The following is a 25307-nucleotide window of genomic DNA, read 5'->3' as shown; positions in this document are numbered from 1 at the left end:
CCGATCGGGTATCGGATCCCGCCGCGCCGCGCCCCCGGGCGGGGGCGCGGCGACGGGAGGTCAGAAGAGGGACCGGAAGGTGTTCCAGCCCGGGCCGACGAGCTCACGGAAGCCGTAGCGGTCGCCGGTGCGGCCGCGTCCGTGGCTGTAGTAGGCGTACAGGCGGCCCGAGGCGTCGCGGGCGACGAGGTCGCTGGCGCCGTCGCCGTTGAGGTCTCCGGTGCCCTGGAGGGCGGTGTAGATCTGCCAGCCGCCGCCGACCCTCGTGCGCGGGGTGACGCCGCCGGACGGGGTGCCGAAGTAGGACCAGAGCACGCCGGAGCCGTCGACGGCGACCAGGTCGCCGCGGCCGTCGCCGTCGAGGTCTCCGGCGCCGGTGATCCGCTTGTACAGCTTCCAGTTGGTGCCGATGCGGACCCGGCTCTTGAGGCGGTGGTCGGCGGTGCCGGCGTAGAAGTACACGTCGCCGGTGGAGGTCTGGCGCGCGACGAGGTCGGCGTACCCGTCGCCGTTCACGTCACCGGGTGAGGTCAGCACGTCGTACTGGCCCCAGCCGGACCCGATCGCGGTGTACGGCGACGAGCCGGTGACGACCTTGCCGCAGCCCGGCCGGTAGGCGCGCAGCTCACCGCCGACGCGCCCGAGGACGTCGGCGCAGGCGTCGGCGTTCACGTCCCCGAAGGGCACGAGGAGGGTGCCGGCCGGGAAGGCCCCGCCGGATCCCGGGGTGCGGGCGCCGAACTTCCCCCAGCCGTCGCCCCGGTAGAGGGAGACCGCGCCCGCCGTGTCCACGGCGAGCAATTCGCCCTGGGCGTCGTTCCCGACGAGATCGCGGAAGGCGGGCCGGCTGCCGGAGAGCCGCAGGTCGCCGAAGGTCCAGAGGTCGCGGCCCTTGCCGTCGGCGGTGGTGGCGCGCAGCTCCCACACGTACGGCCCGGTCGGCGCGGGCACGCCCGCCGCGTCGCGGCCGTCCCAGCTGAAGTCGATCCGGCCGCGTGTCTCCTTCCCGCGGAGGGTCCGCACGGGCTTCCTGTCGTACGCGCCCTGGATGCTCACCTCGTACGACGAGGCGGGCTTGGAGAGCGTCCAGGAGCCCTTCCAGGTGCCGGGGAACCGCAAGGCCGTCGGAGCGGACGCGTGCGTGACGGTCAGGTCGGAGGTGGGCAGGTCGGTCCACACCACGTGCACCCGCTGGGCGTTGTCCCGGTAGGCGACGGCGCCGCCGAAGCGGTCGACGGTCCAGGTGGTGCGGCGGGAGCCGGAGAAGACGTCGGCGCGGGTCAGGGCGTAGGGCGTGCCGGCCTTCCCGGTGGGGAAGGGAGTGACCCGCAGGTGCGAGCCGTTCTCGTCGACGAAGTAGCCGTCGCCGAGGAGTCCGCCCCGGTAGGAGCCCGCGGGCAGGGCGGTGCGGACGGGCGCGGCCGGGTTCTTGAGGTCGATGACGCCCTGCTTCCCGTACCGGGCGCACGCCCAGTAGAGCCAGCGGCCGGCCGTCTGGAGCTCGGTCAGGGCGCAGCCGGACTCGGTCGCGAGCGTGCCGAGGGTCTTGCCGGTGGTGAGGTCCTTGCGGACGACCTGGCCCACGGTGCCGGTGCCGGTGTAGAGGGTGTCGCCCCAGAGTGCGGCGGCGACCTGGTTCTGGGTGGAGACGACCTTCTGGGTGTCCAGGTCGAGCACGAGGGTCTTGCCGCCGGCGGCGAGTTCGCCGTACCAGCCCGGCGTGCCGGTCTGGTAGACGGCCCACCGGCCGAAGGCGTCGGCGACCTCGCCGATCTGGTCCACGGTCACCCGGGTGGTCCGGCCGTCGCCCGTGCGGGAGACGACCGCGCGGGGCGTGTACGCGATCCTCGGGGAGGAGACCGTCCGCCCGTCACCGGCGTCGAAGAGCGGGGTGTCGTGCCACTGCGCGTCGGCCTCGGTGCCGGCCGGCACGGGACCGGACTGGCCCGTGTGGAGCGGCCCGACCGGGAGCGAACGGGTCTGGAAACCGGCCGCCTTGCCGGTGTCCTGCTCCAGCGTCGTGAGCCGGCCCATGCCCAGCGCGAGGGCCACCACCTCGGTCGGCATGGGCGCCACCTTGCGCAGCTTCTCCAGGACCGGGGCGCCGCCGCCCTTGCCGGGCACGGCCTTGAGGAGGGCCCAGTCGGTGGCGGAGGTGCCGCCGGTGACGGCCGCCGTGCCGGAACCGTCGCCGAGCTGGGTGATCCGCTCCTCGGCGCCCGCGAGGAGCGTCTGCTGCTCCCCGGCGGGGCTGACCGCGACCAGCCTGCGGGTGAGGTCCTCGCCCGCCGCCGCGGGCTCGGCCGTCGTCAGGAGCCAGTCGCCGACGAGGCCGATGCGGGTGGCGCTCAGTCCGTCCGGCAGCGGGTAGCCGGTCTCCGGGCCGGTGAGGTCGGCGAGCGGCCGGATGTGGACGTTCCGGTCGGGGTCGACCCACGCGATGCGCTCGGCGGTGACGGCGACGCCCGCGACGAGGACGCCGTTCGCGGCGGTCGGCTCCTCCAGGACCCGCATCCGTCCGGTCGTCAGGTCGACGACGCCGAGGCGGGAGTCGCTGTTCATGCCCGACGTGCCGCGGGTGAAGCGGAGCACGGCGACGCCCGGTGCCCCCGCCACCAGCCGCGCCATGTGGAGGTCCGCGCCGGCCGGCCAGCCGGTCACGGGGACCGAAGGCCCGTTCGGGGCGCCCGCGCCGCGGAGGAAGTAGCCGCTGGTGGAGCCCATCGAGGTGCCGGGCTCGTACTGCTGGAAGAGCAGCCGGTCGCCGATCAGGCCCCGGTACGAGGTGTCCTCGGGGAGGGTCAGGGCGGTCGTCGTACCGCTCTCCAGGTCGATCAGGGTGCGCGTGCCGACGCCGTCGTCCGCGTAGGCGTACCGCTCGCCGGTGCCGAACTCGGCGAAGGACTCGTTGCCGCCGCCGAACCCCAGGGAGCGGCTCTCGCCGGTCGCGAAGTCCGTCCACACGAGCGGTTCGCTCGCGCTCCGGTCGTCGGCCTCGGTCCGGTGGGCGTATCCGCCCGCGCCGACGGCGACGACCGTCTCCGCGCGGGGCGCGGTCCGCGGGGTGGGCGTGACGTCGAGCTGGTCGATGCCGACGACCGGCGCCCCGGGCGAAGCGACCGCGCCGGGCGCGAGGCCCGCCCCGGTGGCGGCCATGACGGCGGCGAGCAGAGCGGCACGCGCGCGGGTCCGCCGCGCGACTGCGGTACGAGACAAGAAGGCCCCTCCCCGGGGGTGGTCCATCACTGGTACGGGCGACCGGACGCCCGAGCGTCCCACGCATACCTGTACGAGACCGACCCGCCCCCGGGATGGTTGTACGCCGGACACGACGAACCCCCGTGACAGCGGGTGTCACGGGGGTTCGTCGTGTGTCAGGTCACGCGGGCTCAGCCGTTGCGCTTCCAGCGGGGCTTGTCGTCGCGGCGGCCGCCTCCGAAGGACGAGGAGGAGGAGCCGGACGGGCGGTGGTCGTCGCGGCGGAAGCCACCGGACGGACGGTCGTCGCGGCGGAAGCCGCCCGAGGGGCGGTCGTCGCGGCGGTCGCGGTTGAACGGACGGTCGTTGTCCCGGCGGAAGCCGCCGGACGGACGGTCGTCGCGGCGGAAGCCGCCGGACGGACGGTCGTCGCGGCGGAAGCCGCCCGAGGGACGGTCGTCGCGGCGGAAGCCGCCACGGTCGCCACCGCGGTCGTCACGGTTGAAGCCACCCGACGGACGGTCGTTGTCCCGGCGGAAGCCGCCCGAGGGACGGTCGTCGCGGCGGAAGCCGCCACGGTCGCCACCACGGTCGTCACGGTTGAAGCCACCCGACGGACGGTCGTTGTCCCGGCGGAAGCCGCCCGAGGGACGGTCGTTGTCCCGGCGGAAGCCACCGCGGTCGCCACCACGGTCGTCACGGTCGCGGAACGACGGACGGTCGTTGTCCCGGCGGAAGCCGCCGGACGGACGGTCGTCGCGACGGAAGCCACCGCGGTCGCCGCCACGGTCGTCACGGCGGAAGCCGCCGCGGTCACCGCGGTCGTCACGGTCGCGGTTGAAGCCGCCGCGGTCGCGGCGCTCGTAGTTGCCCCGCTCGTCGCGGGCCGGCCGCTCCTCGCGGCGCTGCTCCTCGCGGGCGGCGCGCTCGGCCTCGGCGGCAGCGGCCGCGACCTCGGCCTCGGCGGCCTCGGTGACCTCGGCGATCGCGCTCTCCGGGTCCTCGCCGCGCTCGCGGGCGGCCTGGGCGACGAGGCGGTCGGCCTCCTCGCGGAGCTCGACGGCGCGGCGCTGGAGGCGCTCCAGCTGACGGGTCAGGTCGACGACCTCGCGCTCGGCCTGCTTGGCCGAGTTGTTCGCCGAGTCGGCCTGGACCTCGGTCAGCGAACGGGCGCCGGTGATCTCGGCGACCTCGGGGTCGAAGGCGCCGGCACCGCCGACGATGTGGCGCGAGGCGTCGACGCCCGCGTCCTCCATGAGGCGGAAGATCTGGCGGCGCTGGTGCGGCAGGGCCAGGGAGACCACGACGCCGGAGCGGCCGGCGCGGGCGGTGCGGCCCGAGCGGTGCAGGTAGTCCTTGTGGTCGCCGGCCGGGTCCACGTTGAGGACCAGGTCGATGCCGTCGACGTGGATGCCGCGGGCGGCGACGTCGGTGGCGACGAGGACGTTGACGTAACCGTCCTTGAAGTCGGCGAGCGTCCGGGTACGGGCGCCCTGGGTCATGCCGCCGTGGAGCGCGTCGGCCTTCACGCCGGACTCGCGCAGCTGCTCGGCGACGCGGTCGGCACCGAGCTGGGTGCGGACGAAGATGATCGTGCGGCCCTTGCGGGCGGCGATCGCGGCGGTGACCGGGGCCTTGTCCTTCGGCTTCACGACGAGGACGTGGTGGGTCATCGTGGTGACGGCGCCGGCGGACGGGTCGACCTCGTGGGTGATCGGGTTCACCAGGTAGCGCTTGACCAGGCTGTCGATCTCGTTCTCCAGCGTGGCGGAGAAGAGGAGGCGCTGGCCGCCGGCCGGGACCTGGTCGAGCAGCTCGGTGACCTCGGGCAGGAAGCCCAGGTCGGCCATCTGGTCGGCCTCGTCGAGGACGGCGATCTGGACCTGCTCCAGGGAGCAGGCGCCGCGGTTGATGATGTCGCGCAGACGGCCCGGGGTGGCGACGAGGATGTCGACGCCGCGCTCCAGGGCGTAGATCTGGTTGCCCATCGACGTACCGCCGCAGACGACCTTCATACGGAGGCCGAGCACGTCGCCGTAGGGCTGGAGGGCGTCCGCGACCTGCATCGCGAGCTCACGGGTCGGGGTGAGGATGACGCCGCGGGGCTTCTTCTTCTCGGTGTCGCCGCCGGCCAGGGTGGCGAGCAGCGGGAGGCCGAAGGAGAGGGTCTTGCCGGAGCCGGTGCGGCCGCGGCCCAGGATGTCCTTGCCGGCCAGGGCGTCCGGGATGGTCGCGGCCTGGATCGGGAAGGGGGTGGTGACGCCGTTCTGCGCGAGCTTGCGGACGACGCCCTCGGGCAGACCCAGGTCACCGAAGGTGATCTCGGGGGTCTGGTCGGCGTCGTCGGCCTCGTCGGTCAGGTCGGCGGCCTCGACGGCCTCGTCGGTGATCTCTGCGTCGTCAGCCAGCTCGACGATCTCGGTGATCTCGTCGTTCTCGGGCATGACGGCGTGGTCAGAACTGGAAATGGACATGCGAAATGCGAAACCTTCCGGAGTCTCGGCACGCGCCCGTCAACTCCGTGTTTCGCACAAGACCGCCTCTATGCGGTCAGCCACGGCAAGGGAGAGTACGCGCCAGTCACGGCGCTCTTCGGTCGTGGCGCCGGGCAAATGGGATCAAACGATCTACCACCATACGCACTCTCCCCCACTCAAGGCAAACCGATCCAGGTCACACCGGGCTCACCTGCGGCGATGCCGCCGGCTCGGTGACCGCGCCGGCCGCGCGCAGACCACCCAGCTGGGTGGAGGGTCCCTCACTCGGCGGATCGGTCGGGTGGGAGGTCGGCTCGGGCGTGGGCTCCGGCGTCGGCTCCTGGGTCGGCTCCGGCGTCGGGGTCGGCTCCGGCGTGGGCTCCGGCGAGGGAGTGCCCCCGCCGCCGCCCGGCGCGCCTCCGGCCTCCCCGCCGGTTCCGCCCGTCCCGCCGCCGTCCCCGCTCCCGCCGCCGCTCCCGCCGTCGCCGCCCGCTTCCCCGCCGCCCCCCGCGGCCCCGGACGCGCCCCCCGCCCCGGTGTGACCGCCGGCCGTGCCGCCGCCCGGGGGCTGCGTCCCGGGCGGCACCGAGCCGCCGGGCTCGGCCGGGGCGGACGTCCCGGCGCCCGCGGAGGGCGTGGCGGAGGCGGAGGGGGAACCGCTCGGCACCGGCGACTTCGCGCCACCGCCCGCCACGTCGGGGCCGCCGGGCCGGTCGCCCTGCCCGCCGGCGTACGCGCCCCCGCCGCCGTCCGGCGCTCCGGAGCCGCCCTCCGGCCGGGCCGACGCGCCCGGCTTCCCCCCGGTCGCGCCCGGCGCCGGCTCGGCACCCTCGTCGCTCACACTCATACAGCCGCTCAGGCCGGCGCACGCGGCGACCGCGAGGGCGGCGGCGGCCCATCGAACGCGGGTGGGGAAAGGGCGCACGGAGGCACCTCCAGGACACAGAAGGGCGGGGAAGAAACGCGTCCCCCTGCCCAACTCCCCAGGCGTCACAAGGGACACGGCGCGACGGCCTCCTGTTCGAGCGCGATCTCCCCGGCTCAGCCGTAACCGAGCGCGTGCAGCCGCTCGTCGTCGATGCCGAAGTGGTGGGCGATCTCGTGGACCACGGTGATCTCGGTCTCGGCCACGACGTCCTCGCGGGACTCGCACATCCGCAGCGTCGGCCCCCGGTAGATCGTGATCCGGTCGGGCAGCACACCCGCGTACCACTCGCCGCGCTCGGTCAGCGGCGTCCCCTCGTAGAGCCCGAGCAGGTCGGGGTCGTCCGGAGAGGGCTCGTCCTCCACGAACACCGCCACGTTGTCCATCAGCCGCGTCAGCTCCGGCGGGATCCGGTCCAGGGCCTCGGCGACAAGCTCCTCGAACTCCTCGCGCGTCATCTCCAGCACGGGCCCATTCTCCCCTCCTCGGAAACCGTTTTGGCGATACCGCCCGCCATCCCATATGCTTCTCACGTCCCCGAGGCGCTGAGAAGCGCCCAGGTGGGGCCGTTAGCCCTCATCGTCTAGTGGCCCAGGACGCCGCCCTTTCAAGGCGGTAGCACGGGTTCGAATCCCGTTGGGGGCACGCACAACCGTGTGCGAGACTAGTGCTCGTACACAAGCAAGGCTCTGTGGAGCAGTTGGTTAGCTCGCCACCCTGTCAAGGTGGAGGTCGCGGGTTCAAGTCCCGTCAGAGTCGCTGAAGCTGGAAACAGCTTCGTGGCTGGGTAGCTCAGTTGGTACGAGCGATCGCCTGAAAAGCGATAGGTCGCCGGTTCGACCCCGGCCCCAGCCACAAGAGAGAAGGGCCCCGTTCGAAAGAACGGGGCCCTTCTTCATGCGTGGAAACCCGGAAACCCGGAGACCCGGAGACCCAGAAACCCGAAGGCCGAAACCCGAAGGCCGGACGGCCGGACCAGGGGCCCTCCCGGCGAGGGCCCCCTCCGCTCATTCCGGCCGGCTCCCCCCGGCCTCCGCTTCCGCCCCCGCGCCGGCCCGCGCCCGGCCACGCCCGCGCGCCGCCGCCACCATGCCGGCCACCGCGACCACCCCGGCCAGCAGCGCCCAGTCCGGCACCGCGCGGCCCCACTCCGCCACCCGCCGCTCCACCGCGAACGAGTCGTCCACCGAGAGCAGCCCCGGCAGCGCGGTCGTCCCGTCGAAGACCAGGAAGAGTGTGCCCAGGGCCACGAAGAAGAGGCCCGACACGAGCGAGGTCGAATGGATCGCGAACCGTCCGGCCCGCAGCTCCCGGCCGCGCAGCCAGCGCCGCCGCCCCAGGTCGTACCGCTCCCACAGCAGCGCGAGCACGAACAGCGGCACCGCCATCCCGAGCGCGTACACCGCGAGGAGCAGCCCGCCGTAGGCCGCGCTGCCGCTCAGCGCGGCCACCGTCAGGACGCTGCCGAGGATCGGGCCCGCGCAGAAACCGGCCAGGCCGTAGACCAGGCCGAGGGCGTAGACCGAGACCGCCGAGGTCGGACGGATCCGGCCGCTCGCCTCCGCCATCCGGCGGGAGGCGAAGCCCAGGCCCAGGATCTGGAGGACGCCGAGCCCGATGATCAGCCAGCCGCCCGCGGCCACCAGCAGGTCCCGGTGCCCGTAGAAGAAGCGGCCCGCCAGCGATCCGGCGGCGCCCAGCGGCACGAGGGTGGTGGCGAGGCCCGCGTAGAGGATCGCGGTCCGCGCCACCAGCTTCGCCCGGTTCTCGATCGAGTACGCGAAGAAGGCCGGCAGCAGCAGGGCGCTGCACGGGCTGAGCAGGGCGAGGAGACCGCCGAGGAAGGCGGCGAAGTAGCCGATCCCGGCCGTCACCGCGGGGCCCCCGCCTGTCCGGCCCTCGCCTTCTCCGCCGCCGCCTCGATCGCCTCGGTGAAGGTCTCCAGGGGCTGGGCGCCGGCGATCGGCCGCCCGTTGACCAGGAAGGACGGGGTGGAGGTGGCGCCGAGCGCGTATCCCTGCTCCTGGTCCTTCCGGACGGACTCGCGGGCCGCCGCGCCCTCGCTGTCCTTCGCGAACCGGGCGAGGTCGGGCACCCCGGCCTCCTCCGCGAGGGCCCGCAGCCGCTCCGTGCCGAAGCCCTTCTCCTTGGCCCCGTCCGCGTACGCCGCCTTGTGGAACTGCCAGAAACGGCCCTGCTCGCCGGCGGCCCAGGAGGCGCGCGCCACGGCCTCCGACTCCTCGCCGAAGATCGGGAAGTTCCGCCACTCGATGCGCAGGGTGCCGTTCTCGACGTACTTCTCCACCAGGACGGGCTCGGTGTCCCGGGCGAACTTCCCGCAGTAGCCGCACTTGAAGTCGGCGTACTCGATGAGGACGACCGGCGCGTCGGCGCGCCCCAGGGCGAGCCGGTCGGACGCGTCCCTGCGGGCGTACTTCTCCAGCTCCGGGTAGACCCCGGAGGCCGGGTCGGCGGTGACCTCGGCGACGGACGAGGAGCCGGAGGCGGACGGGTCGGCCGGCTTGGTGGCGGTGTACGAGGCGAGGGCGGCCAGCGCGGCGGCGACGGCCACACCGGCGACGATCAGCGCGGGACGGGTCTTGGAGGAGGACTGGGGGCTGGACATGAGGTGCACTCTAGACACGGGCCCGGAACACTCCGTGAGCAAGGTGTTCAAGCCACCACAATCCGGCCGCCGGAAGGCTCGTAAATCGGTTCGCCGCTTCTCGGCCGCAGGTGCGATCCTGGATTCCGTATGTCTACTTCCTTCGCCGCCCTCCAGTCCGTCCTGGCCGAGGTCTCGCTGCGGGACTCCCACCGGCTCGGCCGCCGTCTCGAAGGCGCCCGCCGCATCCGCAAGCCCGAGGCCCGTGAGGCCGTCCTGGACGAGATCGCCGCAGAGGCGGCCAAGGCCAAGGAGCGCGTCGACGGGCGCGCCGCCCGCGTGCCCGCCGTCACCTATCCCGAACAGCTGCCGGTCTCGCAGAAGAAGGACGAGATCCTGGAGGCGATACGCGACCACCAGGTCGTCATCGTCGCCGGTGAGACCGGCTCCGGAAAGACCACCCAGATCCCGAAGATCTGTATGGAGCTGGGCCGGGGCGTCCGGGGCATGATCGGGCACACCCAGCCCCGCCGGATCGCCGCCCGCACCGTCGCCGAGCGCGTCGCCGAGGAGCTGAGGACCCCGCTCGGCGAGGCCGTCGGCTGGAAGGTCCGCTTCACCGACCAGGTGAACCCCGACGCGACCTTCGTGAAGCTGATGACCGACGGCATCCTGCTCGCCGAGATCCAGACCGACCGCGAGCTGCGCGCGTACGACACGATCATCATCGACGAGGCCCACGAGCGGTCCCTCAACATCGACTTCCTGCTCGGCTATCTGGCCCAGCTGCTCCCCCGGCGCCCCGACCTCAAGGTCGTGATCACCTCGGCGACCATCGACCCGGAGCGCTTCTCCCGCCACTTCGGCGACGCCCCGATCGTCGAGGTCTCCGGCCGTACGTACCCGGTCGAGGTCCGCTACCGGCCGCTCCTGGAGGAGGACTCGGAGGAGTCCGACCGGGACCAGATCACCGCGATCTGCGACGCCGTGGACGAGCTCCAGAAGGAGGGCCCCGGCGACGTCCTGGTCTTCCTCTCCGGCGAGCGGGAGATCCGCGACACCGCGGACGCCCTCACCAGGAAGAAGCTCTTCAACACGGAGATCCTGCCGCTGTACGCCCGGCTCTCCCACGCCGAGCAGCACCGCGTCTTCCAGGCGCACTCCGGCCGCCGGATCGTCCTCGCGACCAACGTCGCCGAGACCTCGCTGACCGTCCCCGGCATCAAGTACGTGATCGACCCGGGCACCGCCCGGATCTCGCGCTACTCCCACCGCACCAAGGTCCAGCGCCTCCCCATCGAGGCGATCTCGCAGGCCAGCGCCAACCAGCGCAAGGGCCGCTGCGGCCGTACCTCGGACGGCATCTGCATCCGGCTGTACTCCGAGGACGACTTCCTCACCCGGCCGGAGTTCACCGACGCGGAGATCCTCCGCACCAACCTCGCCTCCGTCATCCTCCAGATGACCGCGGCCGGCCTCGGCGACATCGAGAAGTTCCCCTTCATCGACCCGCCGGACCACCGCAACATCCGGGACGGCGTCCAGCTCCTCCAGGAGCTCGGCGCGATCGACCCCACCGAGAAGGACCCGAAGAAGCGGCTCACCCAGCAGGGCCGGAAGCTCGCGCAGCTGCCCGTCGACCCCCGGCTCGCCCGGATGGTCCTGGAGGCCGACAAGAACGGCTGCGTCCGCGAGGTCATGGTGATCGCGGCCGCGCTCTCCATCCAGGACCCGCGCGAGCGGCCCTCCGAGAAGCAGGCCCAGGCCGACCAGCAGCACGCCCGCTTCAAGGACGAGACCAGCGACTTCCTCGCCCTCCTCAACCTGTGGCGGTACGTCCGCGAGCAGCAGAAGGAGCGCGGCTCCTCGTCCTTCCGCCGGATGTGCAAGCAGGAGTACCTGAACTTCCTGCGCATCCGCGAGTGGCAGGACATCTACAGCCAGCTGCGGACCGTCGCCAAGCAGATGGGGATACACCTCACCGAGCCCACGGACGACGAGAGCTTCCCCGAGCAGGCCATCCACGTCTCCCTCCTCTCCGGCCTCCTCAGCCACATCGGCCTGAAGGACGTGAAGGAGTCCAAGGAGGGCGCCGCCAAGGAGGGCCGGCGCGAGGGCACCCGGAACGAGTACCTCGGCGCCCGGAACGCCAAGTTCGCGATCTTCCCGGGCTCCGCGCTCTTCAAGAAGCCCCCGCGGATGGTGATGTCCGCCGAGCTGGTGGAGACCTCCCGCCTCTGGGCCCGGGTGAACGCCCGGATCGAGCCCGAGTGGATCGAGCCGCTCGCCCAGCACCTGGTGAAGAAGACCTACAGCGAGCCGCACTGGGAGAAGGACCAGGCGGCGGTCATGGCCTTCGAGAAGGTGACGCTGTACGGCGTCCCGATCGTCGCCGACCGCAAGGTGAACTACGGGCGGATCGACCCCGAGGTCTCCCGCGAGCTGTTCATCCGGAACGCGCTCGTGGAGGGCGACTGGCGCACCCACCACAAGTTCTTCGCCGACAACCGCAAGCTGCTCACCGAGGTCGAGGAGCTGGAGCACCGGGCCCGGCGCCGGGACATCCTCGTCGACGACGAGACGCTCTTCGACTTCTACGACAAGCGGGTCCCCGAACACGTCGTGTCCGGGGCCCACTTCGACTCGTGGTGGAAGCACAAGCGCCATGAGGAGCCGGAGTTCCTCGACTTCGAGCGCGAGATGCTCATCAACGAGAAGGCCGGGGCCGTCACCAAGGACGACTACCCGGACTCGTGGCGGCAGGGCGCGCTCAAGTTCCGGGTGACGTACCAGTTCGAGCCCGGCGCGGACGCGGACGGCGTGACCGTCCACGTGCCGCTCCAGGTCCTCAACCAGGTGACCGGCGACGGCTTCGACTGGCAGATCCCCGGCCTGCGGGAAGAGGTCGTCACCGAGCTGATCCGCTCGCTGCCGAAGCCGATCCGCCGCCACTACGTGCCCGCGCCGAACTACGCCGGCCGCTTCCTGGACGCGGTCGTGCCGGTCCAGGAGCCGCTGACGACGGCGCTCGCGCGGGAGCTCCAGCGGATGGTCGGCGTGCCGCTCACCCCCGAGGACTTCGACTGGGCGAAGGTCCCCGAGCACCTCAAGATCACCTTCCGGATCGTCGACGAGCGGCGCCGGAAGCTGGCCGAGGACAAGGACCTGGAGACGCTGCGCCTCAAGCTGCGCCCCAAGGCCCGCCAGGCGCTCTCCAAGGCCGCCCAGGCGGCGACGGCGGGCCCGGACGGCTCCGGCCCCTCCCTGGAGCGCTCGGGGCTGAAGGACTGGACGATCGGCACGCTCACGAAGGTCTTCGAGACCAAGCGGGGCGGGCAGCCGGTGAAGGCGTATCCGGCGCTGGTCGACGAGGGCGACTCCGTGGCCGTGCGGCTCTTCGACTCGCAGGCCGAGCAGGCGCAGGCGATGTGGCGGGGCACCCGGAAGCTGATCATGCTGAACATCCCGGTGAACCCGGCGAAGTTCGCCTCGGACAGGCTCACCAACCAGCAGAAGCTGGCCCTGTCGGCCAACCCGCACGGCTCGATCCAGGCCCTCTTCGACGACTGCGCCACCGCCGCCGCCGACCGGCTGATCGCGGACCACGGCGGCCCGGCGTGGGACGAGGAGTCCTTCCGGAAGCTGTACGACAAGGTCCGCGCCGACCTGGTGGAGCTGACCGTCCGCACGGTGGGCCAGGTCCAGCAGGTGCTGGCCGCCTGGCAGGCGTGCGAGCGGCGGCTGAAGTCGACCGCCAGCCCGGCGCTGCTGCCGAACCTCCAGGACGTGCGGACGCAGCTGGCGTGGCTGATGCCGGCCGGTTTCGTGACCCGTACGGGGCTCAAGCGGCTGCCGGACCTGATGCGCTATCTGGTGGCGGTGGACCGGCGGCTCCAGCAGATGCCGACCGGGGTCCAGCGGGACACCACCCGCATGGAGAAGGTCCACGAGATGCTCGACGAGTACGCGTGGCTCCTGGAGCAGCTGCCGAAGGGGCGGCCGGTGCCGGCGGAGGTCACCGACATCCGCTGGATGATCGAGGAGCTGCGGGTGAGCTACTTCGCGCACGCGCTGGGCACCGCCCATCCGGTCTCGGACAAGCGGATCGTGAAGGCGATCGACGCGGCCGTGCCGGGCCCGGCGCGGTAGGCGTTCCACCGGCGGGCCGCCCGCCGGTGGTGAGTTCGACCAGACCGCTGACCTGCTGTACAGTTCTTCTCGCAGCCACGGAAGACCGGCTGCGATGGCTCTGTGGAGCAGTTGGTTAGCTCGCCACCCTGTCAAGGTGGAGGTCGCGGGTTCAAGTCCCGTCAGAGTCGCTTCGGTAGAAGGCCCGCATCATCTCGATGCGGGCCTTCTTCGTCATGTCCGGAAGCCCGCGCCCGCGCCGATGGCCGCGTCGGCGCCCGTGCGGGCGCCCGTGCGGGTGCCTGTGCCGGCATCGGCGCCCGCACCGCGTGACGCCCGCCCCTCTGCGCACTCTCCAGCGCCTGCGCCTGTGCCCGCGCCGGATCCTGAGCCGGTGTCGGGCGCCCCGGGCGCGCCGCTCGCGCCGGGGCCCGCTTCCGCGCTCCGGGACGGCCTCCGGGGGGTGCGCATGAAGCCCACTCGAACGGGGGACGAAAGTCCCACCAGCCGGTGACCAACGGCGGGTGGGAGGGTGCCGCCCGGGTGGCAGGCTGTTCTATGGCAAGGCTTCGGTGGTGTGACGGGAGTCACGGAAAGTCCTTCAGAAACCCCCTCGTTTACACCACCCCTACAACAGCTCAATTTAATACGTGCAATTGCACCCATGTTCGACGGGTGGAAGAGGGCACAAAAAGACGATCGCGCTGGACCCGGCGGAGTCCAGCGCGATCGATGACGGTGGCCTGTTGGGGCAGGAACCGCCGGCAGAGCTGTGGGACGGGCGACCGGATTGGGGGACCCGGACGTGCCCGGTGTTACGGGGTGTTGCGCGTGAAGCTGAAGCCTCAGGCCTCGCTGCGCTGCTGCGGAATGCCCGCCAGCAGGGCGCGAACCTCGGCCTCGCGGTACCGGCGGTGTCCACCCAGGGTGCGGATGGACGTGAGCTTGCCGGCCTTGGCCCAGCGGGTCACCGTCTTCGGGTCCACGCGGAACATCGTGGCGACCTCGGCAGGGGTCAGCAGCGGCTCGGCATCAGGGGTGCGAGCGGTCATGAGCGGCCTCCTCGGGAGAACCGAACCTTCTCGGTTCTTTCCTCTAAATTCTGCACCTTGACCCGCCTTGCCCGAAATGGCAGAAGCGGGTCGAGTCGGTTATAGGACGAACGGCTTGTCCTCGGCACTACAACTACACCATCCGTCCAGCCGCGTCGGCCAAACCGATGGAATTGCCCTCGCAGGTGTTCATCAGCGGCGGAAGTCGACTGACCATGCCATAACGGACAGTCACGCCACTGTGACGATCAGTCACAGAGCGATCAGGAGTCCTCGGACCCCCCATAGAGTGCAATGCTGAGCGTTCCGCCCAAAGTTGGGCGGAAGGAACCCTCCCCGGACTCCTTGTCCTATTTTGGCACGAGGGTAGGTGATCGACGCAAGGGTGCGTTTAGTGCTGTCCGTCACCCTTGAGCCAAAGGCCCGGTTCAGGACCAACGTCCCGCCGGTTCCGGCCAGATCGTTCCGGCCAGACACCATGAAGATCATTTACCCCGGAGGCACACGTCTTGTCCATGCACACCTGACGAAGATGCCCGACCTATGTCAATTCGCGTGACGCAGGTCCCTGACGGCCCGCCAGCGCTCCGCGAGCCGGGCGTACACCTCGGCCGCCACGACGTCGTCCCCCGACCGCAGCGCCGCCAGCCCCTCCGCCACGTCCGCCGCCGACCGGTCCTCCGCCAGCCGCCCCTCCGCCACCGCGTGCACCAGACCGCCGTAGTCCAGCTCCACCAGCGCCCGCGGATGGAACTCCTCCAGCCAGCGGCCCACGTCGACCAGACCCTGGACCAGCGCGCCCTCGTCCATCGAGTCCCGCAGCGCGCGCAGCGCCCGGGCCAGCCGGCGCCGCGCCTGCGCCATCGTCGTCCGGTAGCGCAGTACCGGCGCCCGCCCCGCCGCCCGGTCCCCCGGCTCGTACACCCGCTCCTCGTCCCCGAAGAGCGCGAACCAGCGCAGCGGCACCTGCCACACCGCGGTCCTGATCCACGGCCGCGCGTCCGGGTTCCGCTCCAGCCACCGCTCGTGATCCGCCTCCACCTGGACCCGCACCACCGGCGGCAGCATCGCGTCGAGCACCGGCGCCGGCAGCCCGTTCTCCGCCACCAGGTCCCGCAGCGCCAGCCAGCCCCGCAGCCGGGTCCGCCACGGGCAGACCACCACGACCCCGTCCAGATGGGCCACGAACGCCTCGCCGCTCTCGTGCACCGGGACCGGCACCGGCGGCACCGGCACCAGATCCGCCAGGGAGCGCCTCAGCTCGTCCTGGGCCCCCGGGGTGCGCGGCCTGCGGGCGTAGCGCGCCCAGTGGGTCCGCTCCGGCTCGGGGAAGGCGGCCAGCGGCTCGTACACCCGGAGATATGAGGCGTACGGGACGAGCAACGTGGAGTCGACCGACATGCCGCGAATCCTTCCACGCGGGTACTCCCCGAGGGGGTGATCCGGCCCACTCCGCCCTTCCTACGCCCAGGTAGGACTTAATCTCATGGCGCAATGGGTCCTCCCCCACCCACAAGGAGGACCTTCCCGCCGCTTCCTCCTTGGGAGTCACCACCGTGACCGCAACTGACGGCGTCCTGCACACCCTGTTCCACTCGGAGCAGGGAGGCCACGAGCAAGTCGTGCTCTGCCAGGACCGCGCCACCGGCCTCAAGGCCGTCATCGCCCTGCACAACACCGCCCTCGGCCCCGCCCTCGGCGGCACCCGCTTCTACCCGTACGCCACCGAGGGCGAGGCCGTCGCCGACGCCCTCAACCTGGCGCGCGGCATGTCGTACAAGAACGCCATGGCCGGGCTCGACCACGGCGGCGGCAAGGCCGTGATCATCGGAGACCCCGAGCAGATCAAGACCGAGGAGCTCCTCCTCGCCTACGGGCGCTTCGTCGCCTCCCTCGGCGGGCGCTACGTCACGGCCTGCGACGTCGGCACCTACGTCGCCGACATGGACGTCGTGGCCCGGACGAACCAGTGGACCACCGGCCGCTCCCCCGAGAACGGCGGCGCCGGCGACTCCTCCGTCCTGACCGCCTTCGGCGTCTTCCAGGGCATGCGCGCCTCCGCCCAGCACCTCTGGGGCGACCCGACCCTGCGCGGCCGGAAGGTCGGCGTCGCCGGCGTCGGCAAGGTCGGCCACTACCTCGTCGAGCACCTCCTGGCCGACGGTGCCGAGGTCGTGATCACCGACGTCCGCGAGGAGTCGGTCCGCCGGATCACCGACAAGCACCCGCAGGTCCAGGTGGTCGCCGACACCGACGCCCTGATCCGCGTCGAGGGCCTGGACGTCTACGCGCCGTGCGCGCTGGGCGGCGCGCTCAGCGAGGACACGGTGCCGTTCCTGACGGCGGCCGTCGTGTGCGGCGCGGCCAACAACCAGCTCGCCCACCCGGGCATCGAGAAGGACCTCGTCGAGCGCGGCATCCTCTACGCGCCGGACTACGTGGTGAACGCCGGTGGCGTGATCCAGGTCGCCGACGAGCTCCACGGCTTCGACTTCGACCGGTGCAAGGCGAAGGCCACGAAGATCTTCGACACCACTCTGGAGATCTTCGCACGTGCGAAGGTGGACGGCATTCCGCCGGCCGCGGCCGCCGACCGGATCGCCGAGCAGCGGATGGCCGAGGCGCGACGGGCCTGAGCTCGGCGCCTCACCGGGAGTGACCGGCCCGCCGTCCGCGAGACTTCGCTCACGCCGGTCGGCGGGTCGGCCCCCCAGAAGAGGTTAAAATCGCGATTGACCAGCGAGGAAAGGGCGCCTCGATGGTTCTGTACCGGGGTATGTGATGCGCGCGGCGTACCGTAGACCCGAGGAAACAGGTACCGTTGAAGCCCTACGGACCGGTCTCTCTGTCGAGAGTCCGTTTCGCATCATGAACGCGTGTCAAGACTCTGGGGCCAGCGAGCCCCGTCACCGAGGGGGTCGAGCCATGGGGCGCGGCCGGGCAAAGGCCAAGCAGACCAAGGTCGCCCGCCAGCTGAAGTACAGCAGCGGCGGGACTGACCTGTCGCGTCTGGCCAATGAGCTGGGCGCTTCGACTTCGAGCCAGCCGCCGAATGGCGAGCCGTTCGAGGACGACGACGAGGAAGACGACCCGTACGCGCAGTACGCGGATCTCTACAACACCGACGACGAGGACGAGGACGACGAGTCCGGTCCGCAGTCGCCGCAGCGTCGCGCTTGACCTTCTGAACGCCGAAACTCGGTCCGGGCCTCCCGGACCGGGTTTTCGTGCTGCTCAGGGCGGGTGAGCGGGGCGCGCGGACGCCGTGGGCCACAGACGGCGCCGGAGACACGAGGAAGGGGCACCCCGGGCGGGGTGCCCCTTCCTCGTGCGCTCGGGCCGTGACTACTTCGCGTAGTCGCCGACCAGCTCCGCGCCGGAGTCCTTGTCGCCGCGCTCGGTGATCTCGCCGGCGACCCAGGCGTCGAGCCCGCGGTCGGCCAGCGTGGCGAGGGCGGCGTCGACCGACTCGGCGGGGACGACGGCCATCATGCCGACACCCATGTTGAGGGTCTTCTCCAGCTCCAGGCGCTCGACCTGGCCGGCGGTGCCGACGAGGTCGAAGATCGCGCCCGGGGCCCAGGTGGAGCGGTCCACGGTGGCGTGCAGCCCGTCCGGGACGACCCGGGCCAGGTTGGCCGCGAGACCGCCGCCGGTGATGTGGCTGAAGGCGTGCACGTCGGTGGTCCGGGTGAGCGCCAGGCAGTCCAGCGAGTAGATCCGGGTGGGCTCCAGGAGCTCCTCGCCGAGGGTGCGGCCCAGCTCCTCGACCTGCTGGTCGAGACGCATGCCGGCGCGGTCGAAGACCACGTGGCGGACGAGCGAGTACCCGTTGGAGTGAAGCCCGGAGGAGGCCATGGCGATGACCGCGTCCCCCGTACGGATGCGATCGGCACCCAGGAGACGGTCGTGCTCCACGACACCGGTGCCGGCGCCGGCCACGTCGAAGTCGTCCGGGCCGAGGAGGCCCGGGTGCTCCGCCGTCTCGCCGCCGATCAGGGCGCAGCCGGCGAGGACGCAGCCCTCGGCGATGCCCTTGACGATGGCGGCGACCCGCTCCGGGTGGACCTTGCCCACGCAGATGTAGTCGGTCATGAAGAGCGGCTCGGCGCCGCAGACGACGATGTCGTCCATGACCATGGCGACCAGGTCGTGGCCGATGGTGTCGTACACGCCCATCTGGCGGGCGATGTCGACCTTCGTGCCGACGCCGTCGGTCGCCGAGGCGAGCAGCGGACGCTCGTAGCGCTTGAGGGCGGAGGCGTCGAAGAGGCCGGCGAAACCGCCGAGGCCGCCGAGGACCTCGGGGCGCTGCGTCTTCTTCACCCACTCCTTCATGAGCTCGACGGCGCGGTCGCCCGCCTCGATGTCGACGCCCGCAGAGGCGTAGCTGGCACCGGTGGTCTGAGACATGGGGTTCAGAGCTTTCGTGTCGTTACTGCGGGTCTGCAGCGGGGTCTTACGGACGGCGCAGGGCGTCGGCGGCCGCGGTGGCGGCCGGCCCGGCGGCCAGCTCGGTCTCCAGGAGCTGCTTGCCGAGCAGCTCGGGGTCCGGGAGTTCCATCGGGTACTCGCCGTCGAAGCAGGCGCGGCAGAGGTTCGGCTTGTCGATGGTGGTCGCCTCGATCATCCCGTCGATGGAGATGTACGAGAGCGAGTCCGCGCCCAGCGACTTGCCGATCTCCTCGATCGACATGCCGTTGGCGATCAGCTCCGCGCGGGTCGCGAAGTCGATGCCGAAGAAGCACGGCCACTTCACCGGCGGGGAGGAGATCCGGATGTGGATCTCGGCCGCGCCGGCCTCGCGGAGCATCCGGACCAGGGCGCGCTGGGTGTTGCCGCGGACGATCGAGTCGTCGACGACGACCAGGCGCTTCCCCTTGATGACTTCCTTGAGGGGGTTCAGCTTCAGCCGGATGCCGAGCTGGCGGATGGTCTGCGAGGGCTGGATGAAGGTGCGCCCGACGTAGGCGTTCTTCACCAGGCCGGCGCCGAAGGGGATGCCGGACGCCTCCGCGTAGCCGATGGCGGCGGGGGTGCCGGACTCCGGCGTCGCTATGACCAGGTCGGCCTCGACCGGCGCCTCCTTGGCGAGGCGGCGGCCCATCTCCACGCGGGAGAGGTAGACGTTCCGGCCGGCGATGTCGGTGTCGGGACGCGCCAGGTACACGTACTCGAAGACACAGCCCTTGGGCTTCGCTTCCGCGAATCGCGAGGTGCGGATGCCGTTCTCGTCGATCGCGATCATCTCGCCCGGCTCGACCTCGCGGACGAAGCTGGCGCCGCAGATGTCGAGGGCGGCGGACTCGGACGCGACCACCCAGCCGCGCTCCAGCCGGCCGAGGACCAGCGGGCGGATGCCCTGCGGGTCGCGGGCGGCGTAGAGCGTGTGCTCGTCCATGAAGACGAGGGAGAAGGCGCCCCGGACCTCGGGGAGGACCTTCGCGGCGGCCTGCTCGATGGTGAGCGGCTTGCCGTCCTCGTCCACCTGGCCGGCGAGGAGCGCCGTGACCAGGTCGGTGTCGTTGGTGGCGGCGACCTGGGTGGCGCGGCCGTCCTTCTTGGGAAGGTCGGCGACCATCTCGGCCAGCTGCGCCGTGTTCACCAGGTTGCCGTTGTGGCCGAGCGCCAGCGAACCGTGGGCGGTGGCCCGGAAGGTCGGCTGGGCGTTCTCCCACACGGAGGCCCCGGTGGTCGAGTAGCGGGCGTGACCGACCGCGATATGACCCTGGAGGGAACCGAGAGAGGTCTCGTCGAAGACCTGGGACACGAGGCCCATGTCCTTGAAGACGAGGATCTGGGAGCCGTTGCTGACCGCGATTCCCGCGGATTCCTGACCCCGATGCTGGAGGGCGTAGAGCCCGAAGTACGTGAGCTTTGCGACCTCTTCACCCGGAGCCCAGACACCGAAGACGCCACAAGCGTCCTGGGGGCCTTTCTCGCCGGGAAGCAGGTCGTGATTGAGTCGACCGTCACCACGTGGCACGTCTTCGAGTCTAGGGGACCTCGACCGCAGGTCCGAATGGGAGAACGGTCCGCGGACGGCGCCCGTACGATCGCACCAAAAGATCGCCGCGTACTTGGAGGGGCCTACAAGGCAGGCGCCGGAAGGGTTCTTCCCCCGCACGCCCCCTCGGATCACACGCTCGTACCAGCCCGCCGAGCCCTCCGCGATGTGACGCAGAACGCACGCACCAGGGGTTTCACGGGCGTTTCGATCACGCGAACTACGCGCGTCGACCCGGGGGTCCACCGTTGACCCGGCCCCGCCCTTCGGCGAGGCTCCTGGCCCATGCAGCCCCGCAGTGACCGAGCGGTCACCCTCGTCCGGCGCCGGCACGTGGACCTCGTCCGCGTCGCGAGCGCCGGCTGTCGCCGCGCCTGACCGGCCGGCCCCCTTCCCCGCCGTGCCCGACCGGCCGGCCCCCGCCGCTCGCCCCGCCCGCTGCAGCCCTCCCCCTCCGCTCCCCCTCCGCACCTCCTCCGCACCCCCGCCCTCGGCGCCGTCCCCCGCCCGCCGGGTCCCGGAGGCATGCCCGTACGTCCTTCTGGAGACCCACCATGTCCACGCCCCTGTCCCGCCGGGCCTTCGGCGGAGCCGCCGCCGGTGCCGCCGCGGTGGCCGCCGTCGGCGCCGTCCCCGCCCACGCCGCCCCCGCCCCGGCCGCCGCCCCCGCGGAGCGCCCCTTCCGGGCCGCCCGCCCGCGCCGCCACTCCCGGCGGCCCAACATCCTCTTCATCCTGGGCGACGACCTCGGCTGGGCCGACCTCTCCGCGTACGGCTCCCCGCACATCCGCACCCCGCACCTCGACCGGCTCGCCCGCGGCGGCGTCCGCTTCACCGACGCCTACTCCGGCTCCGCGACCTGCTCACCCACCCGCTTCAGCCTCTACACCGGCCGCTACCCGGGCCGCACCGAGGGCGGCCTGGCCGAGCCGATCGCCGACAAGTCCGTCGGCCTGGAGCCCACCCACCCCACGCTCGCCTCGCGGCTCCGCGACGCCGGATACGCCACCGCCCTCATCGGCAAGTGGCACTGCGGCTACCTGCCCGACCACTCCCCCACCAAGTCCGGCTGGGACGAGTTCTTCGGCAACTTCGGCGGGGCCCTGGAGTACTACTCCAAGCTCGGCCTCGGCGGCGAGTACGACCTCTACGAGGGCGACGCCGAGTACAAGGACCTCCGCTACTACACCCGGATCCTCACCGAGCGCGCGAGCGAGTACGTCAGCCGCGACCACGAGAAGCCCTGGCTGCTCAACCTCAACTTCACCACCCCGCACTGGCCGTGGATCGCCGACGGCGACGAGGAGGCGAGCGCCGAGATCGTCCGCCGCGTCAAGGCCGGCGACCGCTCCGCCCTCTGGCACCAGGACGGCGGCTCGGTCGAGAAGTACAAGGAGATGGTCGAGGACCTCGACCGCTCGATCGGCGAGGTCCTCGCGGCGCTCAGGCGCTCCGGCCAGGAGCAGGACACCCTCGTCTTCTTCGCCAGCGACAACGGCGGCGAGCGCTTCTCCTACAACTGGCCGCTCGCCGGCAACAAGGGCTCCCTCCAGGAGGGCGGCATCCGCGTCCCCTCGATCCTGCGCTGGCCCGCCCGGATCGACGGCGGCCAGGTCAGCGACCTGCCCGTCTTCACCCCCGACTGGACGGCGACCCTGCTCGACCTGGCCGGCGCCCGCCCCGACCCCGCCTACCCGCTCGACGGCACCAGCCTCGCCGGGCACCTGCTGCGCGGCGAGGCGGTCCCCGAGCGGGACCTCTTCTGGCGGGTCAGGGGCGAGCGGGCGCTGCGCCGCGGCGACTGGAAGTACTACCGGGGCAAGTCCGGCCGCGACCAGCTCTTCGACCTCTCCGCGGACGCCCGCGAGCAGGCGGACCGGGCCCCCTTCGAGCAGGCCAGGCTGGCCGGGCTCCGGGCCGCGTGGGAGCGGATCGACGCGGGGCTGCTGCGCTACTGAGCCTGCTCCGCCCGCGCGGTCAGACCCTCGCCGGCACCGTCGGTGAGGGTCAGGGTCCGGTGCTCCAGCCGGTAGGAGAGCGGCCCGTCGAGGAGCTCGTACAGCTTGGTCTCCAGGGTCATCTGCGGGCTCCCGCACATCATCCGGGTGGTGGCGGCCGGTCCCTCGACGGTGAGCGTGCGGGCCTTCTCGTCGATCTTCGCGGTCGCGGAGAAGTTGTTGCAGCCGAGGTTGCCGGTGACCTTGCCGTCGGCGCCGATCACCAGGCGCGCCTTGTCCTCGGCGCCCGCCGGGAGGGAGGCGGCGGTGTCGAGGGAGACCAGGCCGTCGACCTTCCAGGTGGTGCCGCGGAGCGGGGCGGACGGTTCGGCGGTCAGCTCCACCTTCTTCCCGCCGTCCGGGGAGGCCAGGGTGAGCACGCCGTCCTCCAGGGTGCCCTTCAGGGGCCCGGTGAAGGCGGCGAGGAAGGCGGTCTCGAAGCGCTGCCGGTCGTCGGGGCAGCCCCTCTCGGTGACCTCCTCCTGGGTGACGGTCACGGTGGCGCCGTCCACGGCGACGCCCGCGCCGAAGCGGTTGCAGCCCGTACTGCCCTGGGCACGGCCGTCCTCGGCGAAGTCGACGGCGGCACCGTCGGGGGCCTGCGCCCGGCTGCCGTCCACGGTGACGGCGGCCACCGTCCAGTGCGTGCCGGTGAGGGGGAGGTCGGGATCTCCCGCGCCGCCGCTCCCCGCCCCCTCCTCCTGGCCACAGGCGGTGAGGGGCGTGAGGACGGCGAGCAGGACGGCGGCGGCGAGGGTGCTGCGCGGCTTCGGCATGCCGGTGGGACGCGGCGGGCCCGCGACGGGTTCCCGCCCTCAGCCCATCAGGGGGAGCAGCTCCGTCAGGTCGGCGCGTTCGCCGCTGGCGGCGATCCGGGCCGCGTCGAGCTCGTCCGCCCAGCCGGTACGCCCGGTGGCCAGGCGGATCCAGGTCAGCGGGTCCGTCTCGACGACGTTCGGCGGGGTGCCCCGGGTGTGCCGGGGGCCCTCCACGCACTGCACCACCGCGTACGGCGGGATCCGGACCTCGACCGCGCCGCCGGGGGCCTTGGCCGCGAGGGCGTCGGCGAGCAGCCGGGTGCAGGCCGCGAGCGCCTGCCGGTCGTAGGGGATCTCCGTGCCGGTCGCGGCGGCCAGGTCGTCGGTGTGGACGACCAGTTCGACGGTCCGGGTGACGAGGTGGTCGGCGAGCGTCATGGCGCCGAAGCGGGTCGGGAGGAGCCGCTCGCCGTCGGCGCCGGCCAGCGCCTTCCCGAAATCGTCCGCCACGCGCGCGTACAGCCCGGGCAGGTCGGCGGCGTCGAGCGCCCGCACGTCCTCGTCGATCCCGGCGGCACCGGTCGCGGTGGCCAGGGGCCAGTCCAGCAGGACGAGTTCGCGGCGGGCCGGCTCGGGGCCCCCGAGGCCCCGGACGACCGTGCCGAGGGCCATCGTCACGTGCGCGGCCAGCTCCCGGACCGTCCACGTGCCGAGCCGGGTGGGCCGGTCGAGCTCCTCCGGCGGCAGGGCGAGGACCGCGTCCCGCACGTGCCCGAACTGGGCGAGGACGGCGGTGCGGATCTTGGCGGGGTCATAGCTGCGGGCGCGCTTCTTGGCCGGTGGCATGGGCAGAGGCTAACGCCGAGACTTGAGGGAGGGGGCCGACTCACGTAAGGCGGTGGCGGGACCATGACCCATCACGAGCACCCCGACGCGGCTCTGGTGCGCAAGGGGTACGAGGCGTTCACCGCCGGCGACATGGAGACGCTCGCCTCGCTCCTGACCAGCGACTGCACGCACCACGCGCCCGGCGACAACCAGATCTCCGGGCACTTCAAGGGCCGGGACAACGTCCTGGGCCTCTATGCCAAGGTCTCCGAACTGACCGGCGGCACCTTCCACGTGGAGCTGAAGGGCGTCTACCCGGACGGCAGGGGCCACGTCATGTCCGTCCACACCTGGCACGCCGACAAGGACGACCGGGGCATCGAGATGGACGGCGGCCTGTTCTTCACGGCCATCGGCGGCAAGATCTCCGACATCGACGAGTGCGTCGCGGACATCACCGAGGCCGACGCCTTCTGGGGTCAGGCCGCCGCGTAGGCGACGTCCCCGGGCACCGAGAAGGTCTCGCCGTTCCGCGGCACGCCGACACCGCGCCAGGTGAACGGAACACCACGCGCGGTGTCCAGGTCCGGGCCGTCCATCAGCTGGAAGTGGACGTGCGGCTCGGTGGAGTTGCCGGAGTTCCCGCAGGCGGCGAGCGGCTGCCCGGCCGTGATCCGGTCCCCGGGGCGCACCCGCAGCGAGCCGCGCCGCAGGTGGGCGTAGACGGCGTAGGTGCCGTCCCCCAGGTCGAGGACGAGGTGGTTGCCAGTCACCCGGCGCGGTCCGGCGACCGCCCGCACGGCCGACTCGACGAGCAGGAGGTAGGCGAGGGCCGGCAGCGAGGCCCGGCCCAGGTGGTCGCGCTGCCGGTCCTCGGCGTGCACGACGGTGCCGTCCGCGACCGCGAGGAGCGGGGCACCGAAGGCGGGGTACGCCTCGGGGCCGCGGGCGAGCGGGACGAGCGCCGCGAAGGCCGGCCGGGGCCGGTCCGGGTCCTCGGCGACGATGTCGATCGCGTACGCCTGCCCGTAGGCGCGGGTGCCGTGGCTGGGCACGCGGTCGGCGGGGCTGTTGAGCGCCGACCAGGTGCCGGTGACCGGCGGGCCGACCTCGACGGGCTCGCGCGGACCGCGGGCCGCGGCCCGGCGGGCGGCGACGGAGAGGCCCGTGCCGAGCGCGGCGGCGGCGAGTAAGGGCAGCCAGCCCACGGCGTACGGGTAGGGCGGCTCGACCACGACCGAGCCGAGGGCCTGCGCGACGAAGAGCGCCCAGAGCAGCCGGTGGAGCACGGCGCAGACCTTCCGGGCCCGATGTGGGTGCGGTGCGGACATG

General features: G+C 72.3%; 19 protein-coding genes and 4 tRNA genes. 10 read left to right on the top strand and 13 right to left on the bottom strand.

Features of this window, described 5'->3' with window-relative positions:
* Positions 1-60: 60 nt before the first annotated feature.
* The 4 genes from ACFVU3_RS27775 to ACFVU3_RS27760 all read right to left on the bottom strand — a co-directional run bounded on the left by ACFVU3_RS27775 (position 61) and on the right by ACFVU3_RS27760 (position 7067).
* Positions 61-3216, bottom strand: a complete 3156-nt coding sequence (locus ACFVU3_RS27775) for an FG-GAP-like repeat-containing protein (protein WP_390070359.1) — start codon at positions 3214-3216, stop codon at positions 61-63.
* Positions 3217-3389: 173 nt separating this feature from the next.
* Positions 3390-5672, bottom strand: a complete 2283-nt coding sequence (locus tag ACFVU3_RS27770) for a DEAD/DEAH box helicase (RefSeq protein WP_390070358.1) — start codon at positions 5670-5672, stop codon at positions 3390-3392.
* A gap of 199 nt (positions 5673-5871) precedes the next feature.
* Positions 5872-6600: a hypothetical protein gene (locus ACFVU3_RS27765; protein WP_390070356.1), complete on the bottom strand. Its 729-nt coding sequence runs from the start codon at positions 6598-6600 to the stop codon at positions 5872-5874.
* Positions 6601-6716: 116 nt separating this feature from the next.
* Positions 6717-7067, bottom strand: a complete 351-nt coding sequence (locus ACFVU3_RS27760) for a metallopeptidase family protein (protein WP_189852474.1) — start codon at positions 7065-7067, stop codon at positions 6717-6719.
* Positions 7068-7172: 105 nt separating this feature from the next.
* Here ACFVU3_RS27760 and ACFVU3_RS27755 point away from each other — a divergent pair.
* The 3 genes from ACFVU3_RS27755 (at position 7173) to ACFVU3_RS27745 (ending at position 7455) form a co-directional block, all read left to right on the top strand.
* Positions 7173-7245 (top strand) — tRNA-Glu (locus ACFVU3_RS27755).
* Positions 7246-7285: 40 nt separating this feature from the next.
* Positions 7286-7359 (top strand) — tRNA-Asp (locus ACFVU3_RS27750).
* A 22-nt stretch (positions 7360-7381) separates the two neighbouring features.
* Positions 7382-7455 (top strand) — tRNA-Phe (locus ACFVU3_RS27745).
* Between the two features lie 152 nt (positions 7456-7607).
* Here ACFVU3_RS27745 and ACFVU3_RS27740 read toward each other — a convergent pair.
* Positions 7608-8474 carry a cytochrome c biogenesis CcdA family protein gene (locus ACFVU3_RS27740; RefSeq protein WP_390070354.1) on the bottom strand — a complete coding sequence of 289 codons (867 nt, stop codon included), beginning with the start codon at positions 8472-8474 and terminating at the stop codon, positions 7608-7610.
* On the bottom strand, positions 8471-9226 hold the full coding sequence (locus tag ACFVU3_RS27735; protein WP_390070352.1) for a DsbA family protein: 756 nt from the start codon (positions 9224-9226) through the stop codon (positions 8471-8473). Before ACFVU3_RS27735 ends, ACFVU3_RS27740 begins: the two co-directional genes overlap by 4 nt.
* 129 nt (positions 9227-9355) lie before the next feature.
* Here ACFVU3_RS27735 and hrpA point away from each other — a divergent pair, with 129 nt between their 5' ends.
* Together hrpA and ACFVU3_RS27725 are read left to right on the top strand one after the other, a co-directional pair.
* Positions 9356-13354 (top strand): ATP-dependent RNA helicase HrpA, encoded by a 3999-nt coding sequence (hrpA, locus tag ACFVU3_RS27730; RefSeq protein ID WP_390070351.1) that lies wholly within the window; start codon positions 9356-9358, stop codon positions 13352-13354.
* Positions 13355-13450: 96 nt separating this feature from the next.
* Positions 13451-13524: transfer RNA gene (locus ACFVU3_RS27725), tRNA-Asp, on the top strand.
* A gap of 654 nt (positions 13525-14178) precedes the next feature.
* On the opposite strand, the gene bldC is transcribed toward ACFVU3_RS27725, so the two are convergent.
* Together bldC and ACFVU3_RS27715 are read right to left on the bottom strand one after the other, a co-directional pair.
* Positions 14179-14385 carry a developmental transcriptional regulator BldC gene (bldC, locus tag ACFVU3_RS27720; RefSeq protein ID WP_003949541.1) on the bottom strand — a complete coding sequence of 69 codons (207 nt, stop codon included), beginning with the start codon at positions 14383-14385 and terminating at the stop codon, positions 14179-14181.
* Positions 14386-14931: 546 nt separating this feature from the next.
* Positions 14932-15786 carry a hypothetical protein gene (locus ACFVU3_RS27715; RefSeq protein ID WP_390070349.1) on the bottom strand — a complete coding sequence of 285 codons (855 nt, stop codon included), beginning with the start codon at positions 15784-15786 and terminating at the stop codon, positions 14932-14934.
* Between the two features lie 140 nt (positions 15787-15926).
* On the opposite strand from ACFVU3_RS27715, the gene ACFVU3_RS27710 reads away from it, so the two are divergent.
* Together ACFVU3_RS27710 and ACFVU3_RS27705 are read left to right on the top strand one after the other, a co-directional pair.
* Positions 15927-17021 (top strand): Leu/Phe/Val dehydrogenase, encoded by a 1095-nt coding sequence (locus ACFVU3_RS27710; RefSeq protein ID WP_390070347.1) that lies wholly within the window; start codon positions 15927-15929, stop codon positions 17019-17021.
* Between the two features lie 289 nt (positions 17022-17310).
* On the top strand, positions 17311-17565 hold the full coding sequence (locus ACFVU3_RS27705; RefSeq protein ID WP_362184140.1) for a DUF3073 domain-containing protein: 255 nt from the start codon (positions 17311-17313) through the stop codon (positions 17563-17565).
* 165 nt (positions 17566-17730) lie between these two features.
* Here the strand turns inward: ACFVU3_RS27705 and purM are convergent, their stop codons facing one another.
* Both purM and purF read right to left on the bottom strand, forming a co-directional pair.
* A complete protein-coding gene (gene purM / locus ACFVU3_RS27700) occupies positions 17731-18798 on the bottom strand; it encodes a phosphoribosylformylglycinamidine cyclo-ligase (RefSeq protein ID WP_390070344.1) in 1068 nt (355 codons plus the stop codon).
* Between the two features lie 46 nt (positions 18799-18844).
* Positions 18845-20371, bottom strand: a complete 1527-nt coding sequence (purF, locus tag ACFVU3_RS27695; RefSeq protein WP_390070342.1) for an amidophosphoribosyltransferase — start codon at positions 20369-20371, stop codon at positions 18845-18847.
* A gap of 306 nt (positions 20372-20677) precedes the next feature.
* On the opposite strand from purF, the gene ACFVU3_RS27690 reads away from it, so the two are divergent.
* Positions 20678-20770: a putative leader peptide gene (locus tag ACFVU3_RS27690; RefSeq protein WP_359175083.1), complete on the top strand. Its 93-nt coding sequence runs from the start codon at positions 20678-20680 to the stop codon at positions 20768-20770.
* A 176-nt stretch (positions 20771-20946) separates the two neighbouring features.
* Entirely contained in the window at positions 20947-22350 is a 1404-nt protein-coding gene (locus ACFVU3_RS27685; protein WP_390070340.1) for a sulfatase, read from the top strand.
* Here ACFVU3_RS27685 and ACFVU3_RS27680 read toward each other — a convergent pair.
* Together ACFVU3_RS27680 and ACFVU3_RS27675 are read right to left on the bottom strand one after the other, a co-directional pair.
* Positions 22344-23165: an META domain-containing protein gene (locus tag ACFVU3_RS27680; protein WP_390070338.1), complete on the bottom strand. Its 822-nt coding sequence runs from the start codon at positions 23163-23165 to the stop codon at positions 22344-22346. The two genes, ACFVU3_RS27685 and ACFVU3_RS27680, sit on opposite strands and share 7 nt — an antisense overlap.
* 39 nt (positions 23166-23204) lie before the next feature.
* Positions 23205-23993, bottom strand: a complete 789-nt coding sequence (locus ACFVU3_RS27675) for a sterol carrier family protein (RefSeq protein WP_390070336.1) — start codon at positions 23991-23993, stop codon at positions 23205-23207.
* 63 nt (positions 23994-24056) lie between these two features.
* Between ACFVU3_RS27675 and ACFVU3_RS27670 the strand changes: the two genes are divergently transcribed.
* Positions 24057-24470: a nuclear transport factor 2 family protein gene (locus ACFVU3_RS27670; protein ID WP_390070334.1), complete on the top strand. Its 414-nt coding sequence runs from the start codon at positions 24057-24059 to the stop codon at positions 24468-24470.
* Here the strand turns inward: ACFVU3_RS27670 and ACFVU3_RS27665 are convergent.
* Positions 24455-25306, bottom strand: a complete 852-nt coding sequence (locus ACFVU3_RS27665) for a M23 family metallopeptidase (RefSeq protein WP_390070333.1) — start codon at positions 25304-25306, stop codon at positions 24455-24457. The genes ACFVU3_RS27670 and ACFVU3_RS27665 overlap by 16 nt on opposite strands.
* Position 25307: the final 1 nt, after the last annotated feature.

It is taken from the genome of Streptomyces sp. NPDC058052 (assembly GCF_042885515.1).
Classification (GTDB): Bacteria; Actinomycetota; Actinomycetes; order Streptomycetales; family Streptomycetaceae; genus Streptomyces.
This window is presented reverse-complemented; position numbering and strand designations above follow the sequence as displayed.